This is a genomic window from Billgrantia campisalis (assembly GCF_022341425.1).
GTDB classification, from domain to species: Bacteria; Pseudomonadota; Gammaproteobacteria; order Pseudomonadales; family Halomonadaceae; genus Halomonas; species Halomonas campisalis.
On the sequence record NZ_JABFUC010000007.1, the window covers coordinates 122,159 to 148,488 of the forward strand.

Consider the following 26,330-nt stretch of genomic DNA (forward strand, 5'->3'; position numbering starts at 1 on the left):
TCATTCATTACATCAAACGCGGAGAAATGAAGATTCTATTGCCTGATATACACCTAACAAAATATTCCATAATTTCCTGTAAGGATGAGGCCATTTACACGACCAATCCATTCATCATTGTTGCTCTTCCAAGCTTATGGAAAGGCAGGCACCGAAAAACAAACACAGGAGTGGGATCATGGCAGATGAGCCACTATCCATCAGAGGAGATGAGCACAAAGAAGTCTCCAGCAAGGAAGTACGAATCGCGCGACTGGCGGCCGTCTGCCCTCGCCTGATATCGTTTTCCCGGCTGCACCTTTCCGACAACCTGGCGCGGGTCTTTTCGCTGCGTGAGCTGATGGGGTTATCGACGCAGGACGTCTCTCGGGAGGTCGGAATCAGGGAGAATCACTGCGCCGTGCTGCTCCACCGCGCGAGGCTCAAGCTGAGGGCCTGTATCGAAAGCCGCTGGCTCCCGGAGGCCCTGCCATGCTGATGTGCAAAGAAGCCACCCGGCTGATGTCCCTGAAGCAGGATCGGCCGCTCACCTTTCAGGAGCGTATCGCGCTACGCTTGCACCTTTCGATGTGCCAGGCCTGTCGCGAGTGCGATCGTCAATTCACGCTGCTGCACAACAGTGCCCGGCGATTCGCCCCCGAGCCTCCCCCCGAGGAGGACGACCCGCACCGCGGGAAAGGAGATCGAGGAGGCAACGGCACCCGGTAGCATCCGGGCGCGCACCTCACAACACAATCAATGGCCTGACGAGCTACTGGACAGGTAATCGATCCCCTGATCGGCAGCGCCGGGCCGGCAGTCGGCAACATTGCCAGCGGCTTGTGAATCTGGAACATACCGGTGCCTACTTGTCGTGGTTCAGCGCGCTTAAGTTTGTCATGTCTCAGCGCGAGTGTTCAGCATCGTCCAGTTGGCCGCCCCGAGCAACGTCGAGCCGGCTCGCCATACCCCACAGCCCAGCGAGCAGCAGCACCACCGCCAGCGGAATCAATACCGGCGCCAGGCTGGCCACGGCGCCGGCGATCGGCAGGCCCAGCCAGATCAGCACCAGCGGTGCACAGCAGGCCCCACCGGCCAGCAAGGCGGGTATCGCCGCCAGCAGGCCGGTGCCGGAGCCTCCCAGGCCGCAAGCACGCGGCGCACGCCACAGACGCCAGCCGGCCACCAGGTTGAGCCCCACCAGCAGGCCGACGATCAGCGCAAGCAGGGTATTGATTGGGCTGAAGGTCCAGACCAGTTTGCCCAGGAAGAACAGCCCCACGGGCTCGAACTGGAACGGTCCCCGCGTCTCCCATACCCTTTCCCAGGCGGGAAAGAGCGCCAGCCAGCCGCCTTGGCCTCCCCCCATGATGTCACCTGTCAGCCACAGGTACAGCAGCGCGTATACAACCATGATCGCACCCACGGCGCTTGCCATGCCCGGATGCGACAGCAGTGATGCCACGACTCGCAGCAGGGGCCTCATGGCGCCTCCCCGCTTTCATAGAGGACGGTATCGGGATAGAAGGCCGCCCAGGCAAACCACATCGCCTCGAAGGCGTTGACCGCCTCCAGGCTGTCGATGCCTGCGCCGCTGACCCCGTCGGGGCCAAAGCTCAGGCTCCGCTCATCGATGGCCAGGCGGTCGGGGTTGTGGAACACCCAGCCGGTGGCAAGCTCCGGGTCATGCACCACGCTGTAGTGGCTATCGCCCAGCGCCAGCTCGACCACCCCGTCCTCCGCCAGCGCCTCGGGAGTGATCGCGGCAGCGCCGTGACGCGTGCGAAAGCCCAGGATTTCCGTCTTGGGGGCGAAGCGGTCATCCCGGTGCATCACCGGAAAGAGCCGGCTGCTGTCGGGGCGATAGTAGCCGGACAGGGGGTTGTAGCTGCCGTAGGGGTCACGCTGGTAGTTGCGCACGAAGCCGGTCTGCTCGGTCAGCACCTCGCTGTCGGGATGGCGGGCCTGCCAACGCTCCCAGGTGGTCCAGACCACCCGGAACTCCTCCAGCCCGTGCCCTTCCAGCGGGCCATCGATGGCCACGCCCAGGATCTGCGGCCACTCGCTGTCGGTGGCCCGGTCGTACATGATCAGGTTGCTGTTGACCAGCCGGCCCGAGACGCCAAGCTCGGTGCCGCCGCGCTTGAATCCCAGCGCCGTGCCGGTCAACGGGCAGTAGGTGATACTCACCGGCTCGCCGCCCAGCTCATCGTTGACGATCTCGTGCCAGACCAGGATGCGCTGCGGATAGGCTCGCGCCACGCCGTTGTGGTAAACCCCGACCACCCGATCACCGGGGGCCAGGCTCGCCTGGGCGGCAGGCTGGAAGCGCGGTCGGTCGATGGAGGGAATGCCGTCCTTGCCCGGCCCCCCGGCTCGGATCTCGTTGCGAAATTCCTCCAGCGAATAGGCCAGGGGAACCGCAGGGGGGCGCTCGGCAGGAGGCCCTGCCAGCGCGGATGCCAGCGGCGACAGCAGCAGCGTCAGGGCCAACGGCAGGGAGGGCCAGGATGTCATGGGGGTACCTCCTATCACGCGAATCAACGGCTCGACCACCATGGGGTGATACTGATTGGTCGCTATCCCCCGGCAAGCCTTACGGCGCCTCACGCGAAACAGGATGGAATCTCGCCGCTAAGCGAATCGAGGGACGATCCATCACAATCAACGTAAGATTGCCCGCGTTAATGCGACGAAACGGCAAAAGCGAATCAGGAGCCCGCTCATGCCCCCCACCCCGCGACTGAGTATTGTCGTGCCGACCCTCAACGAGAGCGATACCATTGACGCCCTGATGCATCACCTGCTGGCGCTATGGGGCTGCGGCGTGGAGATCGTGGTCGTCGACGGCGGTAGCCGCGACGATACCGTGGCCAGGGCCGCGCCCATTGCCTCGCGCCTCATCCACAGTGAGCCCGGGCGCGCCAGGCAGATGAACGCCGGCGCCCGGGCCAGCCGCGGGGAACACCTGCTGTTTCTGCACGCCGACACCCGGCTGCCACGCCGCGCCGACCGACTGGTGGCCAGGGCGCTGGCGGGCTCACGCTGCTGGGGGCGCTTCAACGTAAGGCTGGAGGGCCGCCACCCGCTGCTGCCGCTGATCGCCTTCGCCATGAATCGCCGCTCGCGGCTGACCGGTATCGCCACCGGCGACCAGGCGCTATTCATGACACGTCGGGCGTTCGAGGCGGTCGGTGGCTTTCCCGTGCAGCCGCTGATGGAGGACATCGAGATGTCCAGGCGACTCAAACGCCTCTCTGCCCCCGCCTGCCTGGGGGCCAGGGTCACCTCCAGCGGCCGCCGCTGGGACCAGGCCGGCGCCTGGGCAACGATCCGGCTGATGTGGCGGCTGCGTTTTCGCTACTGGCGCGGCGAGGCGGCCGAGGTCCTGGCCAGGGAGTACCGCCATGTCCGCTGAGTTCCCGCTGGCGATACTTGCCAAGGCGCCGCTGCCAGGTCGGGTCAAGACGCGACTGATCCCGGCGCTGGGCGCCGAGGCGGCGGCACGGCTGCATGCCAAGCTGCTGCGTCAGACCCTGGCGGTGGCGACAGCGGCCACCGTGCCCCATCGCATCACCCTGTGGACGGCGCTGGATCATGCTCACCCGCTGTTTCTCGAACTGGCCAGGCATCTCGGGATTGAGCTATGCGCCCAGCCGGAAGGCGACCTGGGCCGGCGCATGCACTACGCGCTGGCGGCCATGCCGGAACCGGGACTGGTGATCGGCAGCGACTGCGCCGTGCTGACCCCGGCGCTACTGCGCCAGTGTCACTCGGCCCTTTCAGAGTCGGACGCCGTCTGCCTACCCGCCGAAGACGGCGGCTATGCGCTGATCGGCGCGCGCCGCCCCGAGTCGGGGCTGTTCGCCGGCATCGACTGGGGCAGCGAGCGAGTCATGGCCCAGACGAGACACCGCGTCGAAGCGCTGGGCTGGCGGCTCGCCTGCCCGGCGACGGTATGGGACGTGGACCGCCCGGAAGACGTCGTTCGCTTGCAAGGCGTTGATGCGGCGGCTGGCGCCTGAGCCTACCTACCATGCGGTGTTATCCACTGGTTTGATCATGCTTATGGACTCAGTGCGGAGCGCACCGGGTAACACCCGTCGCGCTCCACGCTCATTGGGCCACTTCAGCCAGTTGCCTTGCAGTCACCGGCCTTATTGGGCTTCTGCTTCTGCTTCTGCCTCGGCCTCACCTTCTGCTTCTGCCTCGGCCTCACCTTCCGCTTCTGCCTCGGCCTCACCTTCCGCTTCTGCCTCGGCCTCACCTTCCGCTTCTGCCTCGGCCTCACCTTCCGCTTCGGCTTCCGCTTCTGCTTCGGCTTCCGCTTCGGCTTCTGCTTCGGCTTCACCTATCGCCTCGGCTTCACCCTCGGCCTCGGCTTCAGCCATCATGTGGTAGCCACTTTCGGTGGCGACATCCGAATAGATCGCCGTAAGAGCCGAGCCGCCGGCAACCAGTGCCAAGACGGGGACCGCATAGGCAACGCCCCTGGAAAGGCTATTAAGAAGATTTTGTCGTTTGTCGTCCGGCATATATCCTCCTTGTCGGGAGTATCAGGGGAGATCGCTCACTTCAGGCATTATTGCCCTTGGCCAGCAGATAGAGCGCCATCATCACCAGCGTCACTTGGAACATCATGCCGCCGAGCGGGTGGGACGCAGTGGCCATGAAGTGCCACTGCCCCCAATGCACCATGAAGATAGCCCCCAGCAGGATCAGGATCATTCCCAGGGCGGCCAGGCGGGTGGCCAGGTCGCCCAGCTGCGACGCGATCAAACCACCGAGCAGGATCAACAGGCCGGTACCGACCTCACCCAAGGCCACGGCGGCGCCAAGCACCAGGGGGAGTCCCATCACCATGGAGAATTCGGCAACACCGCCTCCCATGAATTTATCGATCCCCATGTAGAGAAAGACACTGGCCAGGGCGAAGCGCAGAAACCAGTGGGCGTGCCGCTCGCCAGGTGCCTGCTGGACGGTGCCTGTGGTTCTGTCTGTGTTCATGTCGTCATCTCCTTGGCTTGATCTCAACGTATCGGGGTTCGAGTGTCTGTCGAGATTGGGTGCGCAACCTTACAAAGGAGGCAGGGGATTTCGATCAACCGCCGGCACCTGCCCCTCAGTGGGAACGCTGGCGAGCCAGGCAGTAGCTCACGGCCAGTACGGCGCCGAAGACCAGGTGAGCGAAGATGGTGATCCAGTTTCTCGCCATCTCGAACCAGGGGAACATGGCGGTAAACAGGTAGAAATTCACCAGGTAGATCGCCAGCCCGAAGAACAGGCCAGCTCCCAGCGCCTTGATCAGGCCGACCTCCTCGATGAAGGGGGCGATAATCCAAGCATAGACCAGCGACAGAGTGAAATGTACGACCGCGGCGACCAGCGTCAGGTCGATGGCGAAGCTAGCAGGCGGTGGCAGCACTTCCGGCCCCATGCCGATAGCCGCGATCATTCTGACTGGTGCCCAGGGGCTCATTCCCTGAAAGAGCCAGACCATGGCCATCTCCAAGAGGATGAAAACGACGCCGGCAATGAAACCGGCAATGGCGGCAAGCCCCCAGGCGCTCTGCTTCAGGCGCTGCCCCAGGATAGGCGCCAGGCCGCTCATGGCCTCCCCGGGGTCCGAGCTTTCCCTTCCCTCGGGAACGGGAAGCTCTTGGACGGGGAAGCGCTTCAAGTAAAACTCCATTAGCAGCGGATGAACCAGGATGCCGAAGGCGACCACGGCGAACACCATCACCAGCAGCTCATCCCGGTAGAGGTAATCCAGGGGCAGCATCAGGGCCAGCCCCGCCGGTATCGCCCCCCGCAGCCCGCCCAACATCAGGCCATGGCGCCATCCTGGCGGCAGGGCACAGCCTTGCATACGGAGAAGGGGGCCCGAGGCATAGACCAGTAAGGCACGACTCAGCAAGAGCAATACGATGATCAGTCCGTGAGTCCAGTCGAGGGAAAACACCTGCAGCGCCATGGCAGCCCCCAGGGCAAAGAAGAGCACGCTTGCTCCCAGGCTGCCCAGGTATTCCCAGAAGTCGTCATACAGCTCTCGCTTGCCTGTCTCGGCGCTGCGGCGGGAGTGGCTGAAGGCCAGGGCCGCGAACACCACCGCGATAATCCCCGAGGCGTGCAGCAGGCGCTCGCTGAGCAGAAAGCCCGCGATGGGCAGGGCGAGGGTCATGGTCAGCCCCGACATACGGTTTTGCTCGCCCCAGTGGCGCACCAGGCGCCCGATCAACCACCCAAGCAAAAGCCCAACCGGCACAGCAAGCAGCATGCTGCGAAAGGTTTCGACGGCGATATCCCCCGGCAGGAAGTCGCCGGCCCCGATCACGGCCCCGGCGAGTGCCGTGAACATCACCACGGTGATGGCATCGATAAAGATCGACTCACCATCCAGCAGCAGCCTGAGCCGCCTGGGTATTTTGAAGCGGTCCAGCAAATGAGCAACGGAGATGGTATCGGTGGCAGCAACGGCGGCACCGAACATGAGCCCGTGGAGGTAGGGTAAATCAAACAGCCAGGCGGCAGGCAGACCGATCAGCACCATCGCCATGGGCATGCCGAGAAGTACCAGTAGCATTACTGGGCAAGCGGCGCGCACCAGAAGCGCGATCGGCAGGTGGCGTCCTTCCGAGAAGGCCAGCACCGGCAGCAGTATGCCGAATACCACTGCCGGATCGAGACGCACAGACGGAAGCCCGGGGGTTCGCGACGCAGCCAGACCGTAGCCAATGCCCGCCAGAAGCAGCCATGACTCTGCCGGCAGTACGGTACGCGGCGCATAGTGGCGAATCGCAGACACCAGGAAAAGAAAGCCGCACAGCGCTGCCAGAAGCCGGGTATGGTCGTCGGCGAAGCCTTCCATACACCACTTCCCTCCTCAAATCGCGTCAGCCTGTATGTGCCTTAGGTGTAGTGGTACTATTCTGGCCAATATTGGAACGATTGGTACGGAACACATATCAATGCTTGAGCAGTTCGCTGGGGCGTGTCGCCACTTCAAGGGAAGCGCTGAACAAATTGCCGAGCGAGATGAAGCGCAAGGCGCCCGGAGCACAGGAAACGGAGCATATGGGGTATATGTGAGGCTTCCGCCGGTCCGACGCTTCGGCACCGCGCAACGCAGCGATTCGCTCGCGCAGGCTTTTGTGCAGTGTTTCCCAAGGTGACGCCCAACTAAAGGGTAGCCGAGGAGCCCAGCCAAATGAGCCAGAGTGGACGGTAAAAGCCTGCATATGCTGCCGATGCCGATGGTGTCGCTCCACTCAGAAGGTCGGTCGCCGCCCTCCCGTTAAGAGAGAGTTGATATAGTTGCCAACGCCTAGGCCTATATACCATGCTGTGTTACCCACTGTATCGAGACAGGATGCCGTACCGTGACTGAACAAACGCTAGACGACCGCATGCAGCGCCTGTCCGCCGTCCGGCCACGGCTGGTGTCCTTCGCCCGGCTGCACCTGCGCGACAACGCCCAGGCCGAGGACGCCGTCCAGGATGCGCTGGAAGCCGCCATCGAGAAGGACGCCAGCTTCTCCGGACGCTCGGGCTACGAGACCTGGGTGTTCGGGATTCTCAAGTACAAGATCCTCGATACCATGCGCGCCCAGAAGCGCCAGGGTAAATGGCAGCCTCTCGAGGACGAGACCGACGACGAGGCCCTGGACCGTCAGTTCCAGCAGAACGGACGCTGGCGACAAGAGGCACGCCCGGCCAGTTGGGGGGAACCGGAGGCGGCGTTCGAGAACGAGCATTTCTGGCAGGTGTTCGACGCCTGCATGATCGCCCTGCCCGACAATGTCGCCCGGGTCTTCTCGCTGCGCGAGCTAATGGGACTCTCCACCGAGGAGATCTGCCGCGAACTGGAGATCAAGGAGAACAACTGCTGGGTGATCCTGCACCGGGCGCGACTGCGCCTGCGCAGCTGCATCGAACAGGGCTGGCTGAAGGAGACAACCGCATGATCATGTGTCGACGCGCCACCGAACTGATGTCCCAGCGCCTGGACCGCCAGCTGACCTGGCCGGAGCGGGTATCGCTGCGCTTCCACCTTGCCATGTGCGGCGCCTGCACCCAGTGCAACCGGCAGTTCGAGCTGCTGCACCGCGCCAAGTACCGCTTCGACCTGGATCGGCAGGACGGCCCGCCGTAGGGAAAGCGCCAAACATATTTGCTAATAAAGCGTTCATTGACACGGCTAAACTGCCAGACTTTGCCTCTTGGCAGGACGGGGTGTTGGCCAGATTCAGATGAACAGCAGGTCGCCATAGCTCCAGATCAGGGTGCCGAGGAAGATAGCGAGATAGCAAACGAAGGGAACCGAGCGCCAGAAGCGCGTAATCAGCCGCGCAAGCCACTGCGAATGTCCGAACAGGGGGACCTGCCCCGGATCAACACAGCGCATCATATGGGTGCGGTGATACTCCACCGCAAACGAGAACAGCACCATCAGGGCACCGGAGCGCTGAAACCAGTGTCCTTCCCCGGTAACGAGGCTGGCATAGGCGGAGACGAGCACCGGCCCGACGGCCAGCATCATCAGAACTGCCTCGATGATATGGTCCCTGGGCGAAGGTATCGCTTGGTCGTTATCTGCCATTGGCGCCCCTCCGCAACCGCCTGTATCATGCCTGCGCCGCCTGCCCCTGCCGCGCCTTGCGCTCCCAATGGCGCAGCGTCGAGGGGTGAACACCGAAGTCTTCCGGTAACGCGATGTCGAGCTGCTCGGCCAGCAGACCAATGATCGCCATATGATGGACGGTATGGCTGGTCAGAAACGCCAGCTCGCGTGCCAGGCTGGTCGATAGCGTCAGGCTGACGCTGGCGCCCTCGGTGGGATAACCCAGCGACAGCGGCGTCGACACCGGCTCGGCGATCCGCACCAAGTCGGCTCGAAGCTCGGCGAGTCGTTCAGCCGCCAGGGTCGGTTCGTCCTCGAGTCGCGCATCGCGCTCGCGGGCCTCGTAATCGAGGCGCCCGACGCCGGCACCGGCCATCAGGGCATCGTAGTGATCGATGATATGGCGCACATGCTTGCCGAGGCTGTGACGCCCCTGGGCACCGAAGGGCCGCCGGTAGTGCTCCGGCGCCAGCTCGGCGACGAGCTCCCGAAGCTGCGACAATGCCTGGAGGTTCTCCTCGATGAGCGCCTCCCGCTCCGACGATGGCATGGCAGTGATCAATGACATGGCGACATTCCCTAGCAAGTTGTCGTTGTGAAAAGGGGAAGCCCACAGCCCTCGGCGAGTCGCCTGGCCGTGGCTTCCCGTTCGGCTACGGATCAGCCTTCGGCTTCGCCCTCGGCCTCGCCTTCCGCTTCTCCTTCGGCCTCACCTTCCGCTTCTCCTTCGGCCTCGCCTTCCGCTTCTGCTTCGGCTTCGGCTTCGCCCTCAGGCTTCCCCTCCGCCTCGCCTTCGGCATGGGCTTCGGCCAGCATCAGCGGCGCTTCCTGCCCGCTGGTGTAGGCCGGCTCCGCGCCGGTCTCGCCGGCAACGGCCTGCATGGCCGCACCGCTGGCCACCAGCGCCAGGGCGGGTGCCGCATAGCCAAGCTGGCGACTGAGCCGGCTTAGTAGCGAGCGGCGCTTTTCGTCGTGCTCTGTCATGTCATGACCTCCATCAGGGTTGTGGCACGGCAGGTACGACCGTTGGCCGACTTGCCGCTTGCTGCGAAGCGAGCCCGGATGCACCCGCTTCGAAAAGGCGACCCAGTCGAGTGGATCGCCGACTGCTCAGGCTCAGGCCCCGGCCGACACGGAGTCGGCCGGAGCGTCATGCCGGGCCGTCTCGCCCTCGGGCGTGTCGAGCCAGGTGATCAGCTGTGTCGCAGTGATAGCGGCGCCAACCGAATGACAGGGACGACCCTGGAGCCAGCGATCCAGCGCCTGGACCGCCTCGGCCGACGGCGGTTCGCCCAGGGCAGCGCGGCAGCCGGGCAGCAGCGCCGCCAGGGCATCGAACCGCGCCAGCGGTACCGGGGCATCGGTCTCGGCGAGCTTATCGCTGAAACTCACGACAGGCGTGTCGCTCAGCCGCTCGCTGACCGCCGCAGCAAGCGGCGCGACCGCCCCCGACCAGGGCAGCCCCAGCGGCTCGAGGCGCGCACCGCCCTCCTGCGGGACCAGCCGTACGCCGCGGGACAACCCACCGCCGAGGGAAGCCGCCAGTGTGGAAAGTGCCTCCCGAGCCGGGGCATCGGCGGCCGCACAGAGCGCCGTACGACCGCCCGGGGTGACCAGCAGCCCCGCATCGATCACCAGTTGACCGGGGGCCGCCGCCTGGCGCAGCAGTTGGTCGACCAGGGCCGGTGCAATGTCCGCCAAGGAGAGGCGCGAGGCGATCAGCGTCCCCTCGGCAACCAGGGCATAGCCTGCCGCCGCCTTCAGCACCGCCAGCCGCGGCAGTCGACTGGCGGCCTCGGCGTCCAGCGCCGCAAGCCGCGAGTCGAACCATGCCTGCAGACGGCATAGGGCGGCGGCATCGGCCACCTCCAGCGCCCAGTGCCGCCCCTCGTGCTCCAGCTGCAGCCGCCTTGGGGGCTCGGCCTGGGGTAGTGCGGACCGTTGCGCCTGAGGGGGGTCCGCCGCGGTGAGCGGCTCGACCTCGCCCTGGCAGAGCAGCCCCGCCCGACACCATTCACCAAGGGTGGACCAGACCTCGCGGCGTAGTGCCTCCGGCTCGAGCGCCACGCCTGGCTCCGGGGAAGCGGCCGCCGCCAGGGCCTCGGCGATGGCCTCCGGCTCCAGGCCCTCGGTGGCCAGCAGCCAGATCAGCGCCGCGGTGTCGTTGGGCCGGTAGAGACGCCCGCTGTCGGGAGCGTAGAGGGCCAGGCGGTCGTCATCATAGAGTTCGCTGACCCGGCGGCGCACCAGCCGCGGGCGCGGCACTCGCTGCCCCGCCAGCGCATCGGCCAGCGCCAGGTCCTGCGGGGTCGGCAGGGAAAAACAGGCCAGGTAGCGCAGCGGGTCGGCGGCCGGCAGCAGACGCTGGAAGCCGCCCGCCCGGGCCAGCTCCGCCTGTGTCTCGGCGAGCGGGTCGGACGCCTCGGCGGCCTCGCTGTCGGTATCATCGGTATTGGCGAGGTCGACCAGCGCGATCATGTCGCGCACCAGGCTGCCCTTGACCTGCTCCTCGATCCGCCCGCCGTTCTCCGGCGCCGCACAGATCCCCAGCGACGGGCTGAGGTTGCACTCCAGGATCCACGGCTTGAGGGTATCGTCCACCATGCAGTCGAGCCCCAGCAGCTCATAGCAGCCCCGCGGGTCGGCGCCCACCGCCGCGGTGCGGCTGCGCATGGCGTCCACTCCGGCGATGGCGGTCAGGGTCACCAGGTCCTCGATGCGTGCGAACAGCGCCGCGGCGTCGTGGCCCTGCTCACCCAGCCAGGCGCGGTAGCGGTCGAGGTCGATGAACTCCACCGGCACCTCGGCGCTGGTGTTCAGGGCGTTGATGTCGGGGTTGGTGAGCTGGCTGAAGGGGTTGTCGGCATCGTCCGGGTCCCAGGGCTCGGAGGCCAGCTTGGCGAAGCCCTGGCGATAGAGGTAGACCCGCAGCGGCGCCAGCGAGCTGATCAGCACGTAGAGGCGCAGCACATACTTGTGACCGCGGATGGTATGGGGGTTGTCCAGGTACTCCTGGACCAGCCAGTCGGGAGCCAGCGGCGCCTCGGCCACGTCGCGCAGCACCCGTACCCCCTTGCCCTTGGAGGCGTTGGTGGGCTTGAGGATCCAGCGCTGCCGCGGGTTGTCCAGCGCCGCCTGCTGCAGGGCGTGATAGTCGTGGGGCATCACATAGGCGTGGGGGAAGAAGTCCAGCCGGGAGGTCAGCGGGTGATCTTCGCCATAACCATCGACCAGCCGCCGGCGCAGACCGGAGAGGCTCTCGTGCAGCCGGCTCTTGACGGTCAGCGCGGCATTGCCGGGAAAGTGGTTGAGCTTGCGCCGCGATGAGACGCGACGAAACTGGGCGGGTTCGGGCATGCCGGTGATCCAGGCGGCCTCCCAGTGCTCGGCATCGCCCTGTTGCCAACCCAGCGGCTCGAGGGCCTCACGGAAGAAGCGGTCCTGCTCGGCGGCGCGCTTGCCTCCCAGCCAGAAACGCGGTGTCGGCGGCAGCTGTTCCGTCATGCTCGCGATCTCCTGTACTTTGTTGTTGTCGGCGGCCACCGGCGCTGACGCTCGCGGGGCCGGTCGACGCCGTCGTAGCCCTTATGTCGCAGCCGTGGCGGCATCCTTACACCCAAGCGTAGCCCAGCGGCATTCGGGCATTGCCCCGACCCGTCAGCCGATCTAGGCTCATCTCATCCCTGACGTGGAGGACATCCCATGCGACTGCACCCAATTCTGGCGGCCGGCGCGCTGATCGTGGCCGCCCCCGCCCATGCCCTGCACCCCGCCCCCCTGGTCGAGGCCGACTGGCTCGAGGGCCAGCTGGGCAGCGATGGCCTGGTGGTACTCGACGTGCGCTCCAGCATCGACGACGGCGGCGACCGCGACGCCTTCGAGGCGGCGCGCATTCCCGGCAGCCGCTACAGCAGCTACACCGATGACGGCTGGCGCGAGGAGCGCGACGGCGTGCCCGGGCTGATGCCCAATGTGGACGATCTGGAAGCACTGATCGGCGGGCTGGGCATCGGCAAGAACGACACCGTGGTGGTCGTGGCCGGCGGCACCGGGCCCACCGATTTCGGCAGCGCCGCCCGGGTCTACTGGACCTTCAAGGCACTGGGCCACGACGAGGTGACGATCCTCAACGGCGGCTTCGCCGGCTGGGCGCAGCAGGGCTTCGAGGTGGCCAGCGGCGCGCCAGCCGCCCCCGAGGCGACCGACTTCTCGGGCACGCTGCAGGCGCCTCTGCTGGCCAGCACCGCAGAGGTGGAAGCGGCCCGCCAGGCCGGGCAGCAGCTGGTCGACGCCCGCCCCGAAGGCTTCTACACCGGTGAAACCCAGTCGCCGGCCACGCGAGTGCCCGGCACCATCCCCGGTGCGATCAACCTGCCCCACGATGGCGCCCTGGTGGAGCGCGATGGCGCCTACTACCTGGAGCCCGAGCGGCTGAACGCCAATATCGACGCCCTGGGACTGGACCGCGAGGCCGCCACCGTCGCCTTCTGCAACACCGGCCACTGGGCCGCCAGCGGCTGGTTCCAGCTCAGCGAAATCGGCGGCCTCGAGCAGACCACCATGTACGACGGCTCCATGGCCGCCTGGACCCGCGACGACGCGCACCCCATCCAGCTGGCGGGCCGCGACATCGTCACCGTGGGGGAGCTGCGCGACTGATCCCTTGCCCGGCCATCGCCGAGCAGCCAATGCCTCCTCAGCCAGCAGAGCTTGCCGGGGAGGCATCGATGAGAATGCCGCCGCCGGCGAGGATCGCCACCACCGCCCAGGCGGGCAGCACCGCCACCAGCAACAACAACCCCGGCAGAAAGATCATGGCAAGCGATCGCGGGGGCCGGGCCGATCGGATCGGGGGCGACTCTAGGCGGGACGCGATACGCCTCGACGGCTCGCCCGATGCAGCCACAGCGTGGCCAGGGCCACCACCAGGATCGCTGGCAGCATGGCCAGGTTGAGACCCTCCCAGCCCAGGCGGTGCAGCAGCGCCCCCGACATCAGCGAGCCCATGGCCACCAGGGAGAAGATGATCAGGTCGTTGATCCCCTGCACCTTGCCGCGCTCGGCCTCGGTGTGGACCGAGGAAAGCAGGGCGCTGCCGCCCACGAACAGAAAGTTCCAGCCGATGCCCAGTATCACCAGGGCCGTCCAGAAATGGGCCAAGCTGGTGCCGAGGTTGGCCACCAGGGCCGCGGCCGCGAGCAGCCCAGCGCCGGTCAGCAGGATGGGCGACACGCCGCAGCGGGCAATCAGGCCGCCAGTCACGAAAGAGGGGGCGAACATGCCCAGCACATGCCACTGCATGATGAAGGCCACCTGGGCCATCTCGAAGCCGCGGGCACGCATGGCCAGCGGGGTCGCGGTCATCACCAGCACCATGATGGCGTAGCCCACCGCACCGGCCAGCACCGCCACCAGGAAGCTCGGCTGCGTGGCAATGGCCGCCATGGGACGGGACGTCTCGCCGGGCCGAGGCTCGCCGCTGGGCGGCACCCGGAGCTGGCTGAGCAGGCCGATCGCCAGCAGGGCCAGGATGGCGATGACCAGATAGGGGCCGCCGGACGGCACGCCGGCCACCAGATCGGCGGCGGCGCTGGCATTCCAGGGGCCGAGGAAGGCGGCGGCCACCCCGCCGGCCATCACGAAGGAAATCGCCCGGCTGCGAAAGGCGGGGCTGGCCACATCGGCGGCGGCGAAGCGATAGTACATGGCGAACCCCTGGTAGAGTCCCAGCAGCAGATTGCCGACGCAGAACAGCCAGAAAACGCCCAGCCCGATCGCCGCGAAGCTCACCAGCCCCCCGGCCACCCCGCCCAGGCTCGCCCCGGTGATAAAGCCCCGACGACGCCCCACGCGCTTCATGTAGAGCGATGCCGGCAGGGTCGATAGCACCGTGCCCAGCATCATCATGGCGATCGGCAGCGTCGCCAGGCTCGGATCGGGACTCAGCGACTGACCGACCACCCCGCTCAGCGTCATGACGGTGATCGAGGCCACCATGAACAGGGTCTGGCTGATCACCAGAATGGCCACATTGCGTTTTTCTCGGCGTGCCGGCTCCATGGAGCACCTCTCCTTCGCGGTTGGTTCGGTTCAAGCAGCAATGATCAGAAGATCAGGACCTTGTCGGCCTGCTCGGTGGCCTCGGCCAGGGCGTCCATGGTGCTGCGCTCGGACCCCGGCACGATCTCGTCATCGGCGATGCCCCGAGCCTCCATGCAGGTCCCGCACAGCAGCACCCGGCCCTTGGTGGCGACGCGCTTGACCATGCGTTCGGCATTGTAGAAGCCGTCCGGGGTATGCTGGCCGCGCTTGGCGCCCGACACGGCATCTCCCATCAGGAAAACCGTCACCTCGCCCTCGCGCTTGAGCAGCGCATGGGCGAGGCGCAGGCCGTTGTAGAGCCGTTCAGTGCCGTAGGGAGGATCGTTGATGACGATAAGGGTCTGCATGGCGCTGCTCCTTTTGCTATCATTCAATGAAACGATAGAATGATGGTAGTAGGCAGGATCCCTGTCAAGCAGCACAATAGACCATAATGGCCCGCTTCCAACCGTTAGCGATGAACCAATTAGAGATGACCCCATGACCTCGCAACAGGACCTGCTCGACACCCTGGCCCTGGTCGCCCGCGCCCTGGGCAACGGCCACCGCCTGGCACTGCTGGAGCGCCTGGCCCAGGCCGAGGCATCGGTAGACACCCTCGCGAGCACCACCGATCTCACGGTAGGGAACGCCTCCCAGCATCTTCAGCAGCTGCGCCGTGCGGGGCTGGTGACCGCCAGCCGCTCCGGCAAGCAGATGATCTACCGCCTGACCGACGAACGCATCGTCCTCCTGATGGGGCTGCTCCGGCAGGTCGCCGAGACCAACCTGGCCGAAATGGAGCGTCTGGTCGGTCGACTGTTCGCCGACGACGATGCCCAAGGGGCCCTGGAGGCGGTCTCCAGACGCGAGCTGCTGGCCAAGCTGCAGGGCGGTCAGGTGGCGCTGCTGGATGTCCGACCCGAAGAGGAGTACGCGGCGGGCCATCTGCCCGAGGCGATCAACATTCCCTTGGCCCAGCTGGAGGCGATGCTGGACAGGCTGCCCCGCGACAAGGAGATTATCGCCTACTGCCGGGGGCCTTATTGCGCCCTCTCCCACGAGGCCGTCCAGCGCCTGCACCAGCTCGGCTATCGGGTCAGGCGCTTCGAGGAAGGCTATCCGGAGTGGAAGGCGGCTGGCCTGCCGGTGATGAGATAGGCACCGACACAGACAGGGACACCGGCATCTCCGTCACTGCCCCGGGGTGTGGCGCGAGGCAAGGGCGAGCCGGGCAGCGTCCTCCCCGCTTGTCAGCCCAGCCGCTCGGCCAAGGCGTCGAGGTCGGCCACCGTCATGTCGGGCTCGATGCCCCAGGGGTCGAAGGGGGCCTCCGGGCTGCGGCGCACCCAGGCGGCATGCAGGCCGGCATGACGGGCGCCGATCACGTCGAAGGGGTTGCTGGAGATCAGCCAGGTATCGCCGGGGGCGACCTCGAGTCGCTGGCGCAGGTGGGCATAGACCGCCGGGTCGGGCTTGAAGCGCTTGATGTCGTCGACGCTGACCACCTCGTCGAAGTGCTCGCGGATGCCGGCCTGGCCAAGCAGCGCCTCCACCGCCTCCCGGGTGCCGTTGGAGAAGGCCACGCAGCGCACCCCGCCCCGGGACAGCCGGGACAGCGCCTCGGCGGCCTCGGGAAACGCCGGCAGCTGCCCATAGACCTCCATCAGGTGGTCCCTGTCGACGTCCGATAGCTGCGTCTGCAGGGCGCGGTCGGTGAAGGCCAGCGCCTCCAGGGTGCACTGGGAGAACGGCACATAGGCGCCCATCAGGCCGCGACGAAAGCTGTATTCCAGCTGCTTTTCGCGCCAGCGCCGCGAGAACTCGGCAGCCAACGCCTGCCTGCCCGACTTGCCGAGCCGCTCTTCCAATTCGGTGACCACGCCATGGGTATCGATCAGGGTGCCGTAGACATCGAAGGCCAGTACCGTTGCCATCCGCTCAGCTCCTCAGGTTCAGGTGTCACGCTGTCAGAGCATGGCGCCAGATGAGCAGGGACTCAAGCGGCTCGTTGAGACGGATGGCCCCCGAAAGGGGCATGGGGTCATGGTGCCATTCGGATCGGGCGCCATTTCTCGATGCGATTGTTCAGGAAATCGGCCACGAATACCGTACCGTCCGGTGCGATATCCAAGGCGATAGCGTGGTTGAACTGCCCTGGACCGTCGCCTGTTTCGCCGAAGGTGTTGAGGAACTTTCCCTCAGCGGTAAAGACCTGGACCCGATCGTTGTAAAAGTCAGCAGCGAACACCCGCTCGTCTGGGCCTATTGCGATGCCTGTTACCGTAGTAAACCAGCCGTTGAACGGGCCATGGATGCCGATGGCGAAGGGGCCACCCCACTTGCGCAGGAACGCGCCTTCGGCTTCGAACGCCTGCACGCGATTACCATAGCCGTCCGCCACGTAGAGGGTTGCGTCGGCGACGAACAGATCGCCGCTTGCGGCAACGGCAACGCCTCCCGGCGCATCGAACTCGCCGGGTCCCTCACCGGGGCCTCGTTGGCCCGTGTGTTGTTCTGCCTAACCCGGTTGAGTGGCTCCTGACAAAGGTCATGGGGCCGTGGGTTCGCCGCGGGCATTCGAGCGCACGCTGGCCACGGCGTCGAACAGCAGCGTCGGCCGCTGCCAGAGCGAATTGACGAAGATGGTGGTCACGCTGGCAGCCATGGCCACCATGGCCCACACCGGGTAGATCAGGCCGGTGGACGCCAGCGGGATGCCGATGCCGTTGAACAGGAACGCCAGCGAGACGTTCTGCAGCATCTTGCGATAGCCCCAACGGCTGATCTCCCAAGCGGTCACCACGCTGCTCACCTGTGCGTTGAGGATGATGATGTCGGCGGCGTCGATGGCGATGTCGGTGCCGCTGCCCATGGCGATGCCCACGTCCGCCTGCATCAGCGCGGGGGCGTCATTGATGCCGTCGCCGACCATGGCGACCCGCCCCCCGTGCTGCATCTTCCGCAGCAGGTCGGCCTTCTGTTCCGGCAGTACGCCGGCGTGGACGGTTTCGATGCCCACCAGTTCGGCGATGTGCCGGGCGGTGCGCGCGTTGTCGCCAGTCATCAGCGCGGTGTCAATGCCCAGGGCGTGGAGCCGTTGCACGGTCTCCGCGGCGTCGGCCCGCAGGCCGTCGCCCAGGGCGACGGCCCCCAGCAGCCGTTCGCCACGGGCGACGACGATGACCGTCTGGCCCTGGCGCTCGGCGGTCTCGATGCCATCGCTCACCGGTGCCAGGTCAATGCCCTGTTCGACGAGAAAGGCCGGGCTGCCGACCTGTACCGGTTCGCCGTCCACCCGGGCGGTGACGCCGCGGCCGGCGTGTGCCTGGAACTCGGCGACGTCGGGTATCGCCAGGTCCCGTGACAGGGCCGCTTCGACCACGGCACGCCCCAGCGGATGTTCCGAGGCGGACTCGACCGCGGCAGCCAGCGACAGCAGCGTGCCTTCGTCGCCATCGACACTGATGACATCGCGTACCGCGGGGCGTCCCTCGGTGAGGGTGCCGGTCTTGTCGAACACCACGGTGGTGACGCGCCGCAGGGCCTGAAAGGACTCGCCGGTGCGCATCAACACCCCCTGATCGGCCGCTTCGCCGGCGCCACGCACGATGGACAGCGGCGCGGAGATACCCACGGCGCAGGGATACCCCATCACCAGCACCGTCAGGGCGGCGAACACGGCGCGCTCCAGGTCGGACCCAGCCCCCCACAGCAGCGGCGCACTCATCCAGAACACGAAGGCCAGCGTGGCGACGATCAGCACCGTGGGCGTATAGACCCGCAGCACCCGGTCGACCAGGTGCAGCAAGCCAGGCTTGAGCGCCCGGGCATCCTCCAGGCTACGTGCCACCTGCTGCAGGAAGCTCGCCTCGCCGATGGCCGTCACCCGCACCACCAGCGTGCCGCTGCCATTGATGGCGCCGCCGACCACCGTGTCGCCCGGCGTCTTCTCGATCGGCAGCGGTTCACCGGTGACCAGGGACTGATCCACGGCCGAGGCACCATCGACGATTTCACCGTCCACGGGGATACGCTCACCGGGCCGGATGCGCACCCGCATGCCGGTTTCCACCTGTTCCACGGGCAGATCCCGTTCGCCGCCTTCTTCAATGACGTGGGCGGTCTCCGGCTGCAGGTCCAGCAAGCGGCGCACCGACTGGGAGCTACGGGTCTTGACGATCAGCGAGAGCCATTCGGAGAACAGGTGGTAGGTCAGCACCATGACCGAGACGGCGAAGAAGGCGGCGGTGGGATAGCCGTCGGGCCGCAGTACCAGGCCGATGCCGCCGCCGACCAGGCCCCCAAAGGCGCCGATCTCCACCAACACGTGCTGATTGAGAATGCCCCGACGCAGGGCCTGATAGGCCATGACCAGCATCTGCCGGGCGATGCCGAACACCATCGCCACTGCCAGGACCGCGACCAACGCCGCTTCATGGCCCGCCAGCACCCCGCCGGTACGCAACGCGAAGAGGCTCAGACCCCCCAGGGCCAACAGGGCGCTACCGCCCAGGGCGGCTCTGGTGCCCTGGCCGCGAAGGACGGCATAGCCGAAGATCACCAGGCTGACATAGACCAGGGTGGAGAGCCCCAAGGTCCAGGGCGACGTGGGATCGACGATCAGGCCCACCGCCGCGAGACTGGCGGCCAGCGCGACCAGGAAGCGGTTGCGCTCGCGGGCCAGCTCGCGTTCCTGGTTGGCGTAGGGTTTCACCTTGCGGGGGTCGCTGAGGGTATAGCCGATGGCCTGCAGGGTGGCCATCAACGCCTCGGCACTGGTCTCACGGGCGTCGTATTCCACCAGGGCCTGTTCGTGGGTGAGGCTGACCGCCACGCGGCGCACGCCCGGCTTCTGTCCCAGGGCGCGCTCGATGGTGCCGGTGCATAGCGAGCAGTGCAGTCCACCGATGTGGGCTCGTACTCGCTGGATATCCGTTTCCCCAGTGGATTCCAGGCTCCAGGGTTGGAGGCCTTCCTCAGTTGTTGTCGCGGCCGTATTCATGGCCTTTCCCCTGGATAAAAATGAGGTCATGCACCAAGGATAGGGGCCGTACTTCGCTACGGGGTCAAGCGCCGATGGATATCAATGCGGGACGGTACAGAAGCACAGCCGAAGTGGAGCCGGTCGAGCCCTCACGCCCAGGAGAACGCCAACCACAGGGTCCACGCCCCCAGCCCCACCAGCACGGCGCCCGTCCAGCGCGGCACGCGCCCAGCGAGACGCGCGAGGGCCTCGAGCCAGCGCCGGCCACGGGCGGTAAAGACGGCAAGCACCAGGGGACTGGAGAGCGCCAGGCCGAACACCAGCAAGGTGGAGGCCCCGTAGATGACGCCCCCGCCTGCCGCGGCCCGAGCAGCGGCATCACCGAGCAGCACCGCCAATAAGGGGGCGGCACAGGCCGGCACATTCAGACCGAAGAGTGCCCCCAGCCCCAGGCTGCCCGGGGTACCGGACAGGCGTGGCAGGAGGCGATTCACGCGGGCAAGGAACCCGGGCGCACCCCCACCGAGGTACAGCAGCCCGACGATCACATAGAGGCTCCCCAGTACGGCCCAGAGACCGTGCTGAAGCCCCGTGAAGGCGGTGCCGATCAGCACGGCGAGCACCCCGAGCCCCGCCATCAAGGTGGCCCGTGTCAGGGTGAACAGCAGCGTCTGGACGGCCCGCATCCGGCGCGGTAGCCGTTCGAGATAGCGGATGAACAGCAGGTGGCTGCCGACCGAACAGGGCTCGACGAAGCCCAGCAGCCCGAGCCCGACGGCTAGCGGCAAGGCGGCGGCGATCTCCAAGGCGCTAGTCTGCCTCTGCCGCGATGCTTGCCGAGTACCCGGCACCGCGCACCGCCTCCGCGAGCTGCTCGCCGGAAATCAGAGCGGCATCGACCGCCACCCGGGCCTCGCCGTTCTCATGGGAGACCGAGCACCCTTTGACCCCCGGTTGCTGTTCGAGAACCTGGCGGACGATCTCCGTGCAACCCTCGCAGTGCATGCCGCCGATGGTGAGTCTAACTGTCTGCATGCCTTCCTCCTGTTGCTGGGTCAGTTCGCCGCTCAGCCCCTCGTCGTGTTGTTCCAAGGCGTCGAGGATGGAACAGCACTGCAGGGGCCCTGCTCCCGGACAACGGTCGAGCAACGTCGCCAGTCCTTGGCGGATACGCTGGAGCCGCACGATCTTCCGGTCCACATCCTGGAGTTTTACAGTGGCTCGCCGCCGTACATCACCGGCATCGGCACTGTGGGCGCTACGCAGCGAGAGCAGCTCAGTGATCTCGCGCAGGGAGAAACCGAGCTCCTGGGCACGGCGAATGAACTGCACCCGCCGCACCGCCTCATCCGGATAGACGCGGTACCCTCCGTCCTCCGGACGAGGCGGCTGGTCGAGGAGCCCGCGCCGCTCGTAGAAGCGGATCGTCTCGACCCCGACACCCACCGCTTTTGCCACCTTGCCGATGGTCATGTCACTCATGGCGGCACCCGCACGGTTCTATGGGGATAGATTAATGGCCGTACCATAGTACGGGGGCAAGGGTTCTGCGACCGGTAATGATGCCCCTCATCCCGCACAGCACGAGAGCTGCGTCACGTCCTTGGTGAAGGTCTGGGCGCAGAGCTTGAGACCTTCCACCATGGTCAGGTAGGGAAACAGCTCGTCGCCGATCTCTTGCACGGTCATGCGCGCGCGCAGCGCCATCACAGCCGTCTGGATCAGTTCACCGGCGTCGCCGGCCACCGCCTGCACCCCCAGCAACCGCCCCGAGTCGCGTTCGGCCACCAGCTTGATGAACCCACCGGTGTCGAAATTGACCAGCGCCCGCGGCACGTTCTCCAGATCGAGCACACGCGACTCCACGCTGAAGCCCTGCTCCAGTGCCTCGGCTTCCGTCAGGCCGACGGTGGCCACCTGGGGGTCGGTGAAGATCACCGCCGGCATGGCGCTGAGGTCGAGCGTTGCCTCGCCGCCGGTCATGTTCACGGCGGCCCGGCTGCCCCCGGCGGCGGCCACATAGACGAACTGCGGCTGATCGGTGCAGTCCCCGGCGGCATAGAGGCCCGGCACCGTGGTTTGCAGGTGCTCATCCACCCGAATCGCGCCACCCGCGGTTCCCACGCCGATACCCGCCAGGTTCAGCGCCTCGGTGTTGGGTGTGCGGCCGCTGGCCACCAGCAGTTGCTCCGCTTGCAGGGTGCCGGCGTTGGTCTGCAGGGTGAACCGCTGGCCGTCGTGGCTCACTTCGCTGGCCAGGGTCTGCTCGAGGACCTCGATGCCCTCACGCCGAAACGCTGCCTCCACGGCCTCGCCCACCGCCGGGTCCTCCTGGGACAACACCCGGCTGCGGGCCAGCAGGGTCACCCGGCTGCCCAGGCGGGCGAAGGCCTGGGCCAGTTCCAGGGCCACCACCGAGGCGCCGATCACCATCAGCCGCTCGGGAAGGGTCTCCAGGGCCAACGCGCTGGTGGAGGTCAGGTACGGGGTGTCGGCCAGGCCCGGCACCGGCGGAACGGCCGGCCGGGCGCCGGTGCCGATGAAGGCGCGATCGAAGCGGACGGTTTGTTCGCCGCCGCCACTGAGGGCAACGGTCAGGGTCCGCTCATCGACAAAGCGGGCCTCGCCCTGCAGGACGGTAATGGCCGGGTGGTCGCGCAGGATCCCCGCGTACTTGGCCTCACGCAGCGCCTCCACACGCCCCTGCTGTTGTTCGAGCAGCTTCGCCCGATCCACCACCGGCGCCTGGGCGCTCAGGCCCGAGTCGAAGGGGCTTTCCGTGCGCAAGTGGGCGATATGCGCGGCGCGAATCAGGATCTTCGAGGGCACGCAGCCGGTATTGACGCAGGTGCCGCCGAGGGTGCCGCGTTCGATCAGGGTGATGCGGGCCCCACGCTCGGCGGCCTTCAGGGCCGCCGCCATGGCCGCGCCGCCGCTGCCGATCACGGCGATATGCGGGATCTTGGCGTCACTCATGGGGGAGATGCCTCGATTGGTTAGCGTTGTCGACACAACAGGCGTCGTACTGCTTTTTACGCCAAATCGCATAGAGGGTCAGGCCGATAAAGAAGGTCAGGGCCTCGCTCCCCTGCTCTTCGATCAGCGCGGCGAGCATATTGGTGGCGCCGTGCAGCTTGAAGGCACCGCTGGGCTGCAGGAACTCCAGCTTGAGGCGGACACCGGCCGCGAAACGCCGCGAGGAGCCCCCGCGGCGTCGGTCATCGGCTGGCCGGAAATCAGGCGCGTACGGCCTGGACGGCGCCTTCGCGGACCAGCTCGTCGGTCACCCTGTCCACCGCCCGACGGGCGCGGGCGACGATCTCGTCAACCTCCTCGCGGGTGGCCACCAGCGGCGGTGCGAAGCCGAGAATATCGCCCTGGGGCATGGCCCGGGCGATCAGGTTCTCGTCCAGCGCCGCGGCGGCGATGCGCGCACCGACCTTGAGCGCCGGGTCGAAGTCCTCACGCTGCTCGGGGTTCACGGAGAACTCCAGCGCCGCCAGCATGCCCACCCCGCGCACGTTGCCGACGATGGGGTGGTCGCCGAAGGCGCTCCGCATCTGCCGCTGCAGATAGGCGCCGGTCTCCGCGGCATTGGCGGTGAGCCCCTCGCGCTCGATGATCGCCAGGTTGGCCAGTGCCGCGGCACAGCCCAGGGCGTGGCCGGAGTAGGTCCAGCCATGACCGATGGGGCCGTACTCGGCGGTGCCCTGCTCCAGCACGCTCCAGACGCGGTCGCCGACGATCACCCCGGAGAGCGGCTGGTAGGCGCTGGTCAGGCCCTTGGCGACGGTGATCAGGTCGGGCTCGATGCCGTAGAAGTGGCTGCCGAAGTCGGCGCCGATGCGCCCGAAGCCGCACACCACCTCGTCGGCGATCAGCAGCACGTCGTACTTGGCGAGCACCGCCTGGATCGCCGCCCAGTAGCCCTCGGGCGGCGGCACGATGCCCCCGGTGCCGAGCACCGGCTCGCCGATGAAGGCGGCCACGGTATCGGGGCCTTCGGCGAGGATCATCGCCTCGAGCCGCTCGGCGCAGTGCTGGGAGAATTCGCGCTCGCTCATGCCCTCGAGCTCGGCGGCGCGCTGGTAGTAGAACGGTGCCTCGGTGTGCAGGATCCCGGCCATGGGCAGGTCGAACTGGTCATGGAACGCCTTGAGGCCGGTGAGCGAACCGGTGGCCAGCCCCGAGCCGTGATAACCGCGGCTCCGCGAGATGACTTTCTTCTTCTGCGGCAGGCCGCGCACGTTGTTGTAGTAGCGCACGATCTTGAGCTGGGTCTCGTTGGCGTCGCTGCCGCCGAGGCCGTAGTAGACCTTGGACATGCCGGGGCCGGCGAGCGCGAGGATCTTCTCGGAGAGCGCGATCTGCGGCTCGTTCGAATGCCCCACGTAGGTATGGTAGTAGGAGAGTTCCAGCGCCTGCTGGTAGATCGCCTCGGCCACCTCGGTCCGGCCATAGCCGATATTGACGCAGTAGAGCCCTGCAAAGCCGTCGATGAACTCGCGGCCGTCCTTGTCGCGGATATGGATGCCCTTGCCACCGGTGATCACCCGACCCGGCGCGTCGCCGTGAGCGAAGTCGCGCAGATGGGTGGAGGCGTGGAAGGTCACCTTGCGGTCGCGGTCGATCAGTTCCCTGTGCTGCTGGTTCATCATGTCCTCTTTTCTATCAGGCTCCCCGGCTCCGCCGGGGAGGGTGTTCACACGGCTCATCTCTGAGCGTTCATCGCCGCCATGCGACGGGTGTCAATCGCCGCCATGCGACGACTCGCGATGCCCTCGGACGAAACCCTGAGGCTTCGCTTGCGGCTTGCGCGTCGAATCGGAACAAGGTCCCTCTTGCCGATTCTCGATCGACATCCCTGTCGATCGCCGCGCGCCGCTGCGCTCGCCTCAGCGTCCTCGGGTAGATATCGCTCGATGTCGCATCCCGGCTTCTTGCTGCATGCTCAACTGCCCGATACTGACCCCAGGCCACCGAGACAGTAATACTTCGTCTCCAGATACTCGTCGATGCCGGTGATGCCGCCCTCGCGGCCCAGGCCCGACTGCTTGACGCCGCCGAAGGGCACCGGGGGACCGGTCATCTTCACCGAGTTGACGCTGACCATGCCGTACTCCAGCGCCCGCAGCAGCTTCCAGATGCGGCGGATATCGTGGGTGTAGACGTAGGCGGCGAGACCATACTCGGTATCGTTGGCCATGGCGATCACTTCCTCGTCGTCCGCATAGGCAGTCACGCCAGCCACCGGGGCGAAGTTCTCCTCCCGCCATACCTTCATCTGCGGCGTCACCCCGGTGAGCAGCACCGGCATGAAGAAGTTCGCGCCCGGTGCCGCGCTCTGGTCGCCGGCGACCAGGGTCGCGCCGCGGGAGAGGGCGTCGTCGACGATGGCCGCGGCCTTGTCCACCGCCTGGCGGTGAATCAGCGGCCCCAGGTCGACCTCGCCCTCCAGGCCGTTGCCCACGGTGAGCGCTGCCATACGCTCGGCGAAGTGCTCGACGAAGGCGTCGTGGATCGACTCGTGCACCAGGATGCGGTTGGCCGCCAGGCAGTCTTGCCCCGCGGTCTGGAACTTGGCCGCCACCGCCGCGAAGGCCGCTTCCTTGGGGTCCATGTCCGGGCCGACGATAAAGGGCGCGTTGCCGCCAAGCTCCAGCGAGACGCGCTTGACGGTTGCCGCGCTCTGCTCGAGCAGCAGCCGCCCGACCCGGGTGGAGCCGGTGAACGACAGCGCCTTGACCCGCTCCTCGGCACACAGCAGCTTCGAGACTTCGGCCGGCTCGCCCAGCACCACGTTGAACACCCCGGCCGGAATCCCGGCGCGCTCGGCCAGCTCCGCCAGCGCCAGCGCCGAGAAGGGAGTCTCGCCGGCCGGCTTGACGATCACCGTACAGCCGGCGGCGAGCGCCGCGGCGGCCTTGCGGGTGATCATCGCCAGCGGGAAGTTCCAGGGCGTGATCAGCGCGGCGATGCCCAGCGGCTCCTTGAGCGTGCCCAGGGCCGCACTGGGGATATGGCTGGGAATGGTCTCGCCGAAGGTGCGTTTGCCCTCCTCGGCGAACCAGCGCACGAAGCTGGCACCGTACTCCACCTCGCCGCGAGCGTCCGGCAGCGGCTTGCCCTGCTCCAGGGTCATGATGATGGCCAGGTCCTCGCGGTTGGCCAGGATCAAGTCGTGCCAGGCCAGCAGCCGCTCGCAGCGCTCATCGGCGCGCAGCGCCCGCCAGTGCACGAAGGCGGCATCGGCGGCATCCACGGCGGCGCGGATCTGGTGCGCCTCGAGCCAGGGGATGTGCCCCAGCGCCTCGCCGGTGGCCGGGTCGAAGACGGCCTCTTCGCGCCCACCGTCGCCGTGGGTCCACTGGCCGTCGACATAGGCGTACTGACGAAACAAACGCGGATCGTCGAGCATGGTGGACAGCGTCCTGGCCAGCTTCATGTTCATGCGGCACCTCCCCTGAGCGCACCGGCCGCGGGTCGTGAGCGTGGCCGGTGATGGTCAAAATGGTCGAGCGGCCGCCTGGCCGCTCGATGCCTACAGGGTAAAGGCTTGGAAGGGGAAGGACTTTTCGATCGACGTCCGGCAGGATGCGGAATTTTTCGTGCTGCACCGCGAAGTGGCCGATTTCTTCTGGGAGCCGGTCCCGCCCTGCCGCG

At 66.7% G+C, this 26,330-nt stretch carries 28 protein-coding genes; 8 read left to right on the plus strand and 20 right to left on the minus strand.

Annotated features, from left to right (window positions below; translation table 11 throughout):
• The first annotated feature begins 178 nt into the window (after nt 1–178).
• On the plus strand, nt 179–478 hold the full coding sequence (locus tag HOP52_RS10185; protein WP_238977275.1) for a sigma factor-like helix-turn-helix DNA-binding protein: 300 nt from the start codon (nt 179–181) through the stop codon (nt 476–478).
• Complete coding sequence (locus HOP52_RS10190) at nt 472–708, plus strand: zf-HC2 domain-containing protein (RefSeq protein WP_238977276.1); 237 nt, start codon at nt 472–474, stop codon at nt 706–708. The genes HOP52_RS10185 and HOP52_RS10190 overlap by 7 nt, the downstream gene beginning before the upstream one ends.
• Nucleotides 709–883: 175 nt before the next feature.
• Here HOP52_RS10190 and HOP52_RS10195 read toward each other — a convergent pair whose 3' ends face one another.
• Complete coding sequence (locus tag HOP52_RS10195) at nt 884–1,465, minus strand: hypothetical protein (protein WP_238977277.1); 582 nt, start codon at nt 1,463–1,465, stop codon at nt 884–886.
• Nucleotides 1,462–2,496 (minus strand): DUF3179 domain-containing protein, encoded by a 1,035-nt coding sequence (locus tag HOP52_RS10200; RefSeq protein WP_238977278.1) that lies wholly within the window; start codon nt 2,494–2,496, stop codon nt 1,462–1,464. The genes HOP52_RS10195 and HOP52_RS10200 overlap by 4 nt, the downstream gene beginning before the upstream one ends.
• Before the next feature lie 208 nt (nt 2,497–2,704).
• Between HOP52_RS10200 and HOP52_RS10205 the strand changes: the two genes are divergently transcribed.
• Together HOP52_RS10205 and HOP52_RS10210 are read left to right on the plus strand one after the other, a co-directional pair.
• A complete protein-coding gene (locus HOP52_RS10205; protein WP_238977279.1) occupies nt 2,705–3,397 on the plus strand; it encodes a TIGR04283 family arsenosugar biosynthesis glycosyltransferase in 693 nt (230 codons plus the stop codon).
• Entirely contained in the window at nt 3,387–4,004 is a 618-nt protein-coding gene (locus HOP52_RS10210; protein ID WP_238977280.1) for a TIGR04282 family arsenosugar biosynthesis glycosyltransferase, read from the plus strand. The genes HOP52_RS10205 and HOP52_RS10210 overlap by 11 nt, the downstream gene beginning before the upstream one ends.
• 132 nt (nt 4,005–4,136) lie before the next feature.
• On the opposite strand, the gene HOP52_RS10215 is transcribed toward HOP52_RS10210, so the two are convergent.
• From HOP52_RS10215 to HOP52_RS10225, 3 genes are all read right to left on the minus strand, one after another.
• Entirely contained in the window at nt 4,137–4,514 is a 378-nt protein-coding gene (locus HOP52_RS10215; RefSeq protein ID WP_238977281.1) for a hypothetical protein, read from the minus strand.
• Nucleotides 4,515–4,554: 40 nt separating this feature from the next.
• The gene (locus tag HOP52_RS10220; RefSeq protein ID WP_238977282.1) at nt 4,555–4,986 is read right to left on the minus strand and encodes a DoxX family protein; all 432 of its coding nucleotides are present in this window, start codon (nt 4,984–4,986) and stop codon (nt 4,555–4,557) included.
• A 115-nt stretch (nt 4,987–5,101) separates the two neighbouring features.
• The gene (locus tag HOP52_RS10225) at nt 5,102–6,847 is read right to left on the minus strand and encodes a cation:proton antiporter (RefSeq protein ID WP_238977283.1); all 1,746 of its coding nucleotides are present in this window, start codon (nt 6,845–6,847) and stop codon (nt 5,102–5,104) included.
• A 511-nt stretch (nt 6,848–7,358) separates the two neighbouring features.
• Between HOP52_RS10225 and HOP52_RS10230 the strand changes: the two genes are divergently transcribed.
• Both HOP52_RS10230 and HOP52_RS10235 read left to right on the plus strand, forming a co-directional pair.
• Nucleotides 7,359–7,943 (plus strand): sigma-70 family RNA polymerase sigma factor, encoded by a 585-nt coding sequence (locus HOP52_RS10230; protein ID WP_238977284.1) that lies wholly within the window; start codon nt 7,359–7,361, stop codon nt 7,941–7,943.
• Nucleotides 7,940–8,131: a zf-HC2 domain-containing protein gene (locus HOP52_RS10235; protein ID WP_238977285.1), complete on the plus strand. Its 192-nt coding sequence runs from the start codon at nt 7,940–7,942 to the stop codon at nt 8,129–8,131. Before HOP52_RS10230 ends, HOP52_RS10235 begins: the two co-directional genes overlap by 4 nt.
• Nucleotides 8,132–8,224: 93 nt before the next feature.
• Here the strand turns inward: HOP52_RS10235 and HOP52_RS10240 are convergent, their stop codons facing one another.
• The 4 genes from HOP52_RS10240 to HOP52_RS10255 form a co-directional block, all read right to left on the minus strand.
• Entirely contained in the window at nt 8,225–8,578 is a 354-nt protein-coding gene (locus tag HOP52_RS10240; RefSeq protein WP_238977286.1) for a hypothetical protein, read from the minus strand.
• A 25-nt stretch (nt 8,579–8,603) separates the two neighbouring features.
• Nucleotides 8,604–9,167 carry a DinB family protein gene (locus HOP52_RS10245; RefSeq protein WP_238977287.1) on the minus strand — a complete coding sequence of 188 codons (564 nt, stop codon included), beginning with the start codon at nt 9,165–9,167 and terminating at the stop codon, nt 8,604–8,606.
• A gap of 92 nt (nt 9,168–9,259) precedes the next feature.
• Entirely contained in the window at nt 9,260–9,583 is a 324-nt protein-coding gene (locus HOP52_RS10250) for a hypothetical protein (RefSeq protein ID WP_238977288.1), read from the minus strand.
• Nucleotides 9,584–9,715: 132 nt separating this feature from the next.
• Nucleotides 9,716–12,103, minus strand: a complete 2,388-nt coding sequence (locus HOP52_RS10255) for a PqqD family peptide modification chaperone (RefSeq protein WP_238977289.1) — start codon at nt 12,101–12,103, stop codon at nt 9,716–9,718.
• 198 nt (nt 12,104–12,301) lie between these two features.
• Between HOP52_RS10255 and HOP52_RS10260 the strand changes: the two genes are divergently transcribed.
• Entirely contained in the window at nt 12,302–13,258 is a 957-nt protein-coding gene (locus HOP52_RS10260) for a sulfurtransferase (protein WP_238977290.1), read from the plus strand.
• A gap of 201 nt (nt 13,259–13,459) precedes the next feature.
• Here HOP52_RS10260 and HOP52_RS10265 read toward each other — a convergent pair whose 3' ends face one another.
• Both HOP52_RS10265 and HOP52_RS10270 read right to left on the minus strand, forming a co-directional pair.
• Complete coding sequence (locus HOP52_RS10265; RefSeq protein WP_238977291.1) at nt 13,460–14,659, minus strand: MFS transporter; 1,200 nt, start codon at nt 14,657–14,659, stop codon at nt 13,460–13,462.
• Nucleotides 14,660–14,703: 44 nt separating this feature from the next.
• On the minus strand, nt 14,704–15,048 hold the full coding sequence (locus tag HOP52_RS10270) for a DsrE/DsrF/TusD sulfur relay family protein (protein WP_238977292.1): 345 nt from the start codon (nt 15,046–15,048) through the stop codon (nt 14,704–14,706).
• Between the two features lie 133 nt (nt 15,049–15,181).
• On the opposite strand from HOP52_RS10270, the gene HOP52_RS10275 reads away from it, so the two are divergent.
• Nucleotides 15,182–15,841 (plus strand): ArsR/SmtB family transcription factor, encoded by a 660-nt coding sequence (locus HOP52_RS10275; RefSeq protein ID WP_238977293.1) that lies wholly within the window; start codon nt 15,182–15,184, stop codon nt 15,839–15,841.
• Between the two features lie 92 nt (nt 15,842–15,933).
• On the opposite strand, the gene HOP52_RS10280 is transcribed toward HOP52_RS10275, so the two are convergent.
• From HOP52_RS10280 to HOP52_RS10320, 9 genes are all read right to left on the minus strand, one after another.
• A complete protein-coding gene (locus HOP52_RS10280) occupies nt 15,934–16,617 on the minus strand; it encodes a haloacid dehalogenase type II (RefSeq protein ID WP_238977294.1) in 684 nt (227 codons plus the stop codon).
• A 107-nt stretch (nt 16,618–16,724) separates the two neighbouring features.
• Nucleotides 16,725–17,084, minus strand: coding sequence for an NHL repeat-containing protein (locus HOP52_RS10285; protein ID WP_238977295.1), 360 nt, complete (start codon nt 17,082–17,084; stop codon nt 16,725–16,727).
• 147 nt (nt 17,085–17,231) lie between these two features.
• Nucleotides 17,232–19,685, minus strand: coding sequence for a heavy metal translocating P-type ATPase (locus HOP52_RS10290; protein WP_238977296.1), 2,454 nt, complete (start codon nt 19,683–19,685; stop codon nt 17,232–17,234).
• Between the two features lie 131 nt (nt 19,686–19,816).
• Nucleotides 19,817–20,455, minus strand: a complete 639-nt coding sequence (locus tag HOP52_RS10295; protein WP_238977297.1) for a cytochrome c biogenesis CcdA family protein — start codon at nt 20,453–20,455, stop codon at nt 19,817–19,819.
• A 22-nt stretch (nt 20,456–20,477) separates the two neighbouring features.
• Nucleotides 20,478–21,149, minus strand: a complete 672-nt coding sequence (locus HOP52_RS10300; RefSeq protein ID WP_238977298.1) for a MerR family transcriptional regulator — start codon at nt 21,147–21,149, stop codon at nt 20,478–20,480.
• Nucleotides 21,150–21,236: 87 nt separating this feature from the next.
• Complete coding sequence (merA, locus tag HOP52_RS10305) at nt 21,237–22,643, minus strand: mercury(II) reductase (RefSeq protein WP_238977299.1); 1,407 nt, start codon at nt 22,641–22,643, stop codon at nt 21,237–21,239.
• Nucleotides 22,636–22,782, minus strand: a complete 147-nt coding sequence (locus tag HOP52_RS10310) for a mercury resistance system transport protein MerF (RefSeq protein WP_238977300.1) — start codon at nt 22,780–22,782, stop codon at nt 22,636–22,638. The genes merA and HOP52_RS10310 overlap by 8 nt, the downstream gene beginning before the upstream one ends.
• Before the next feature lie 121 nt (nt 22,783–22,903).
• Complete coding sequence (locus HOP52_RS10315; protein WP_238977301.1) at nt 22,904–24,322, minus strand: aminotransferase; 1,419 nt, start codon at nt 24,320–24,322, stop codon at nt 22,904–22,906.
• A 296-nt stretch (nt 24,323–24,618) separates the two neighbouring features.
• Nucleotides 24,619–26,118, minus strand: a complete 1,500-nt coding sequence (locus HOP52_RS10320) for an NAD-dependent succinate-semialdehyde dehydrogenase (protein WP_238977302.1) — start codon at nt 26,116–26,118, stop codon at nt 24,619–24,621.
• Nucleotides 26,119–26,330: the final 212 nt, after the last annotated feature.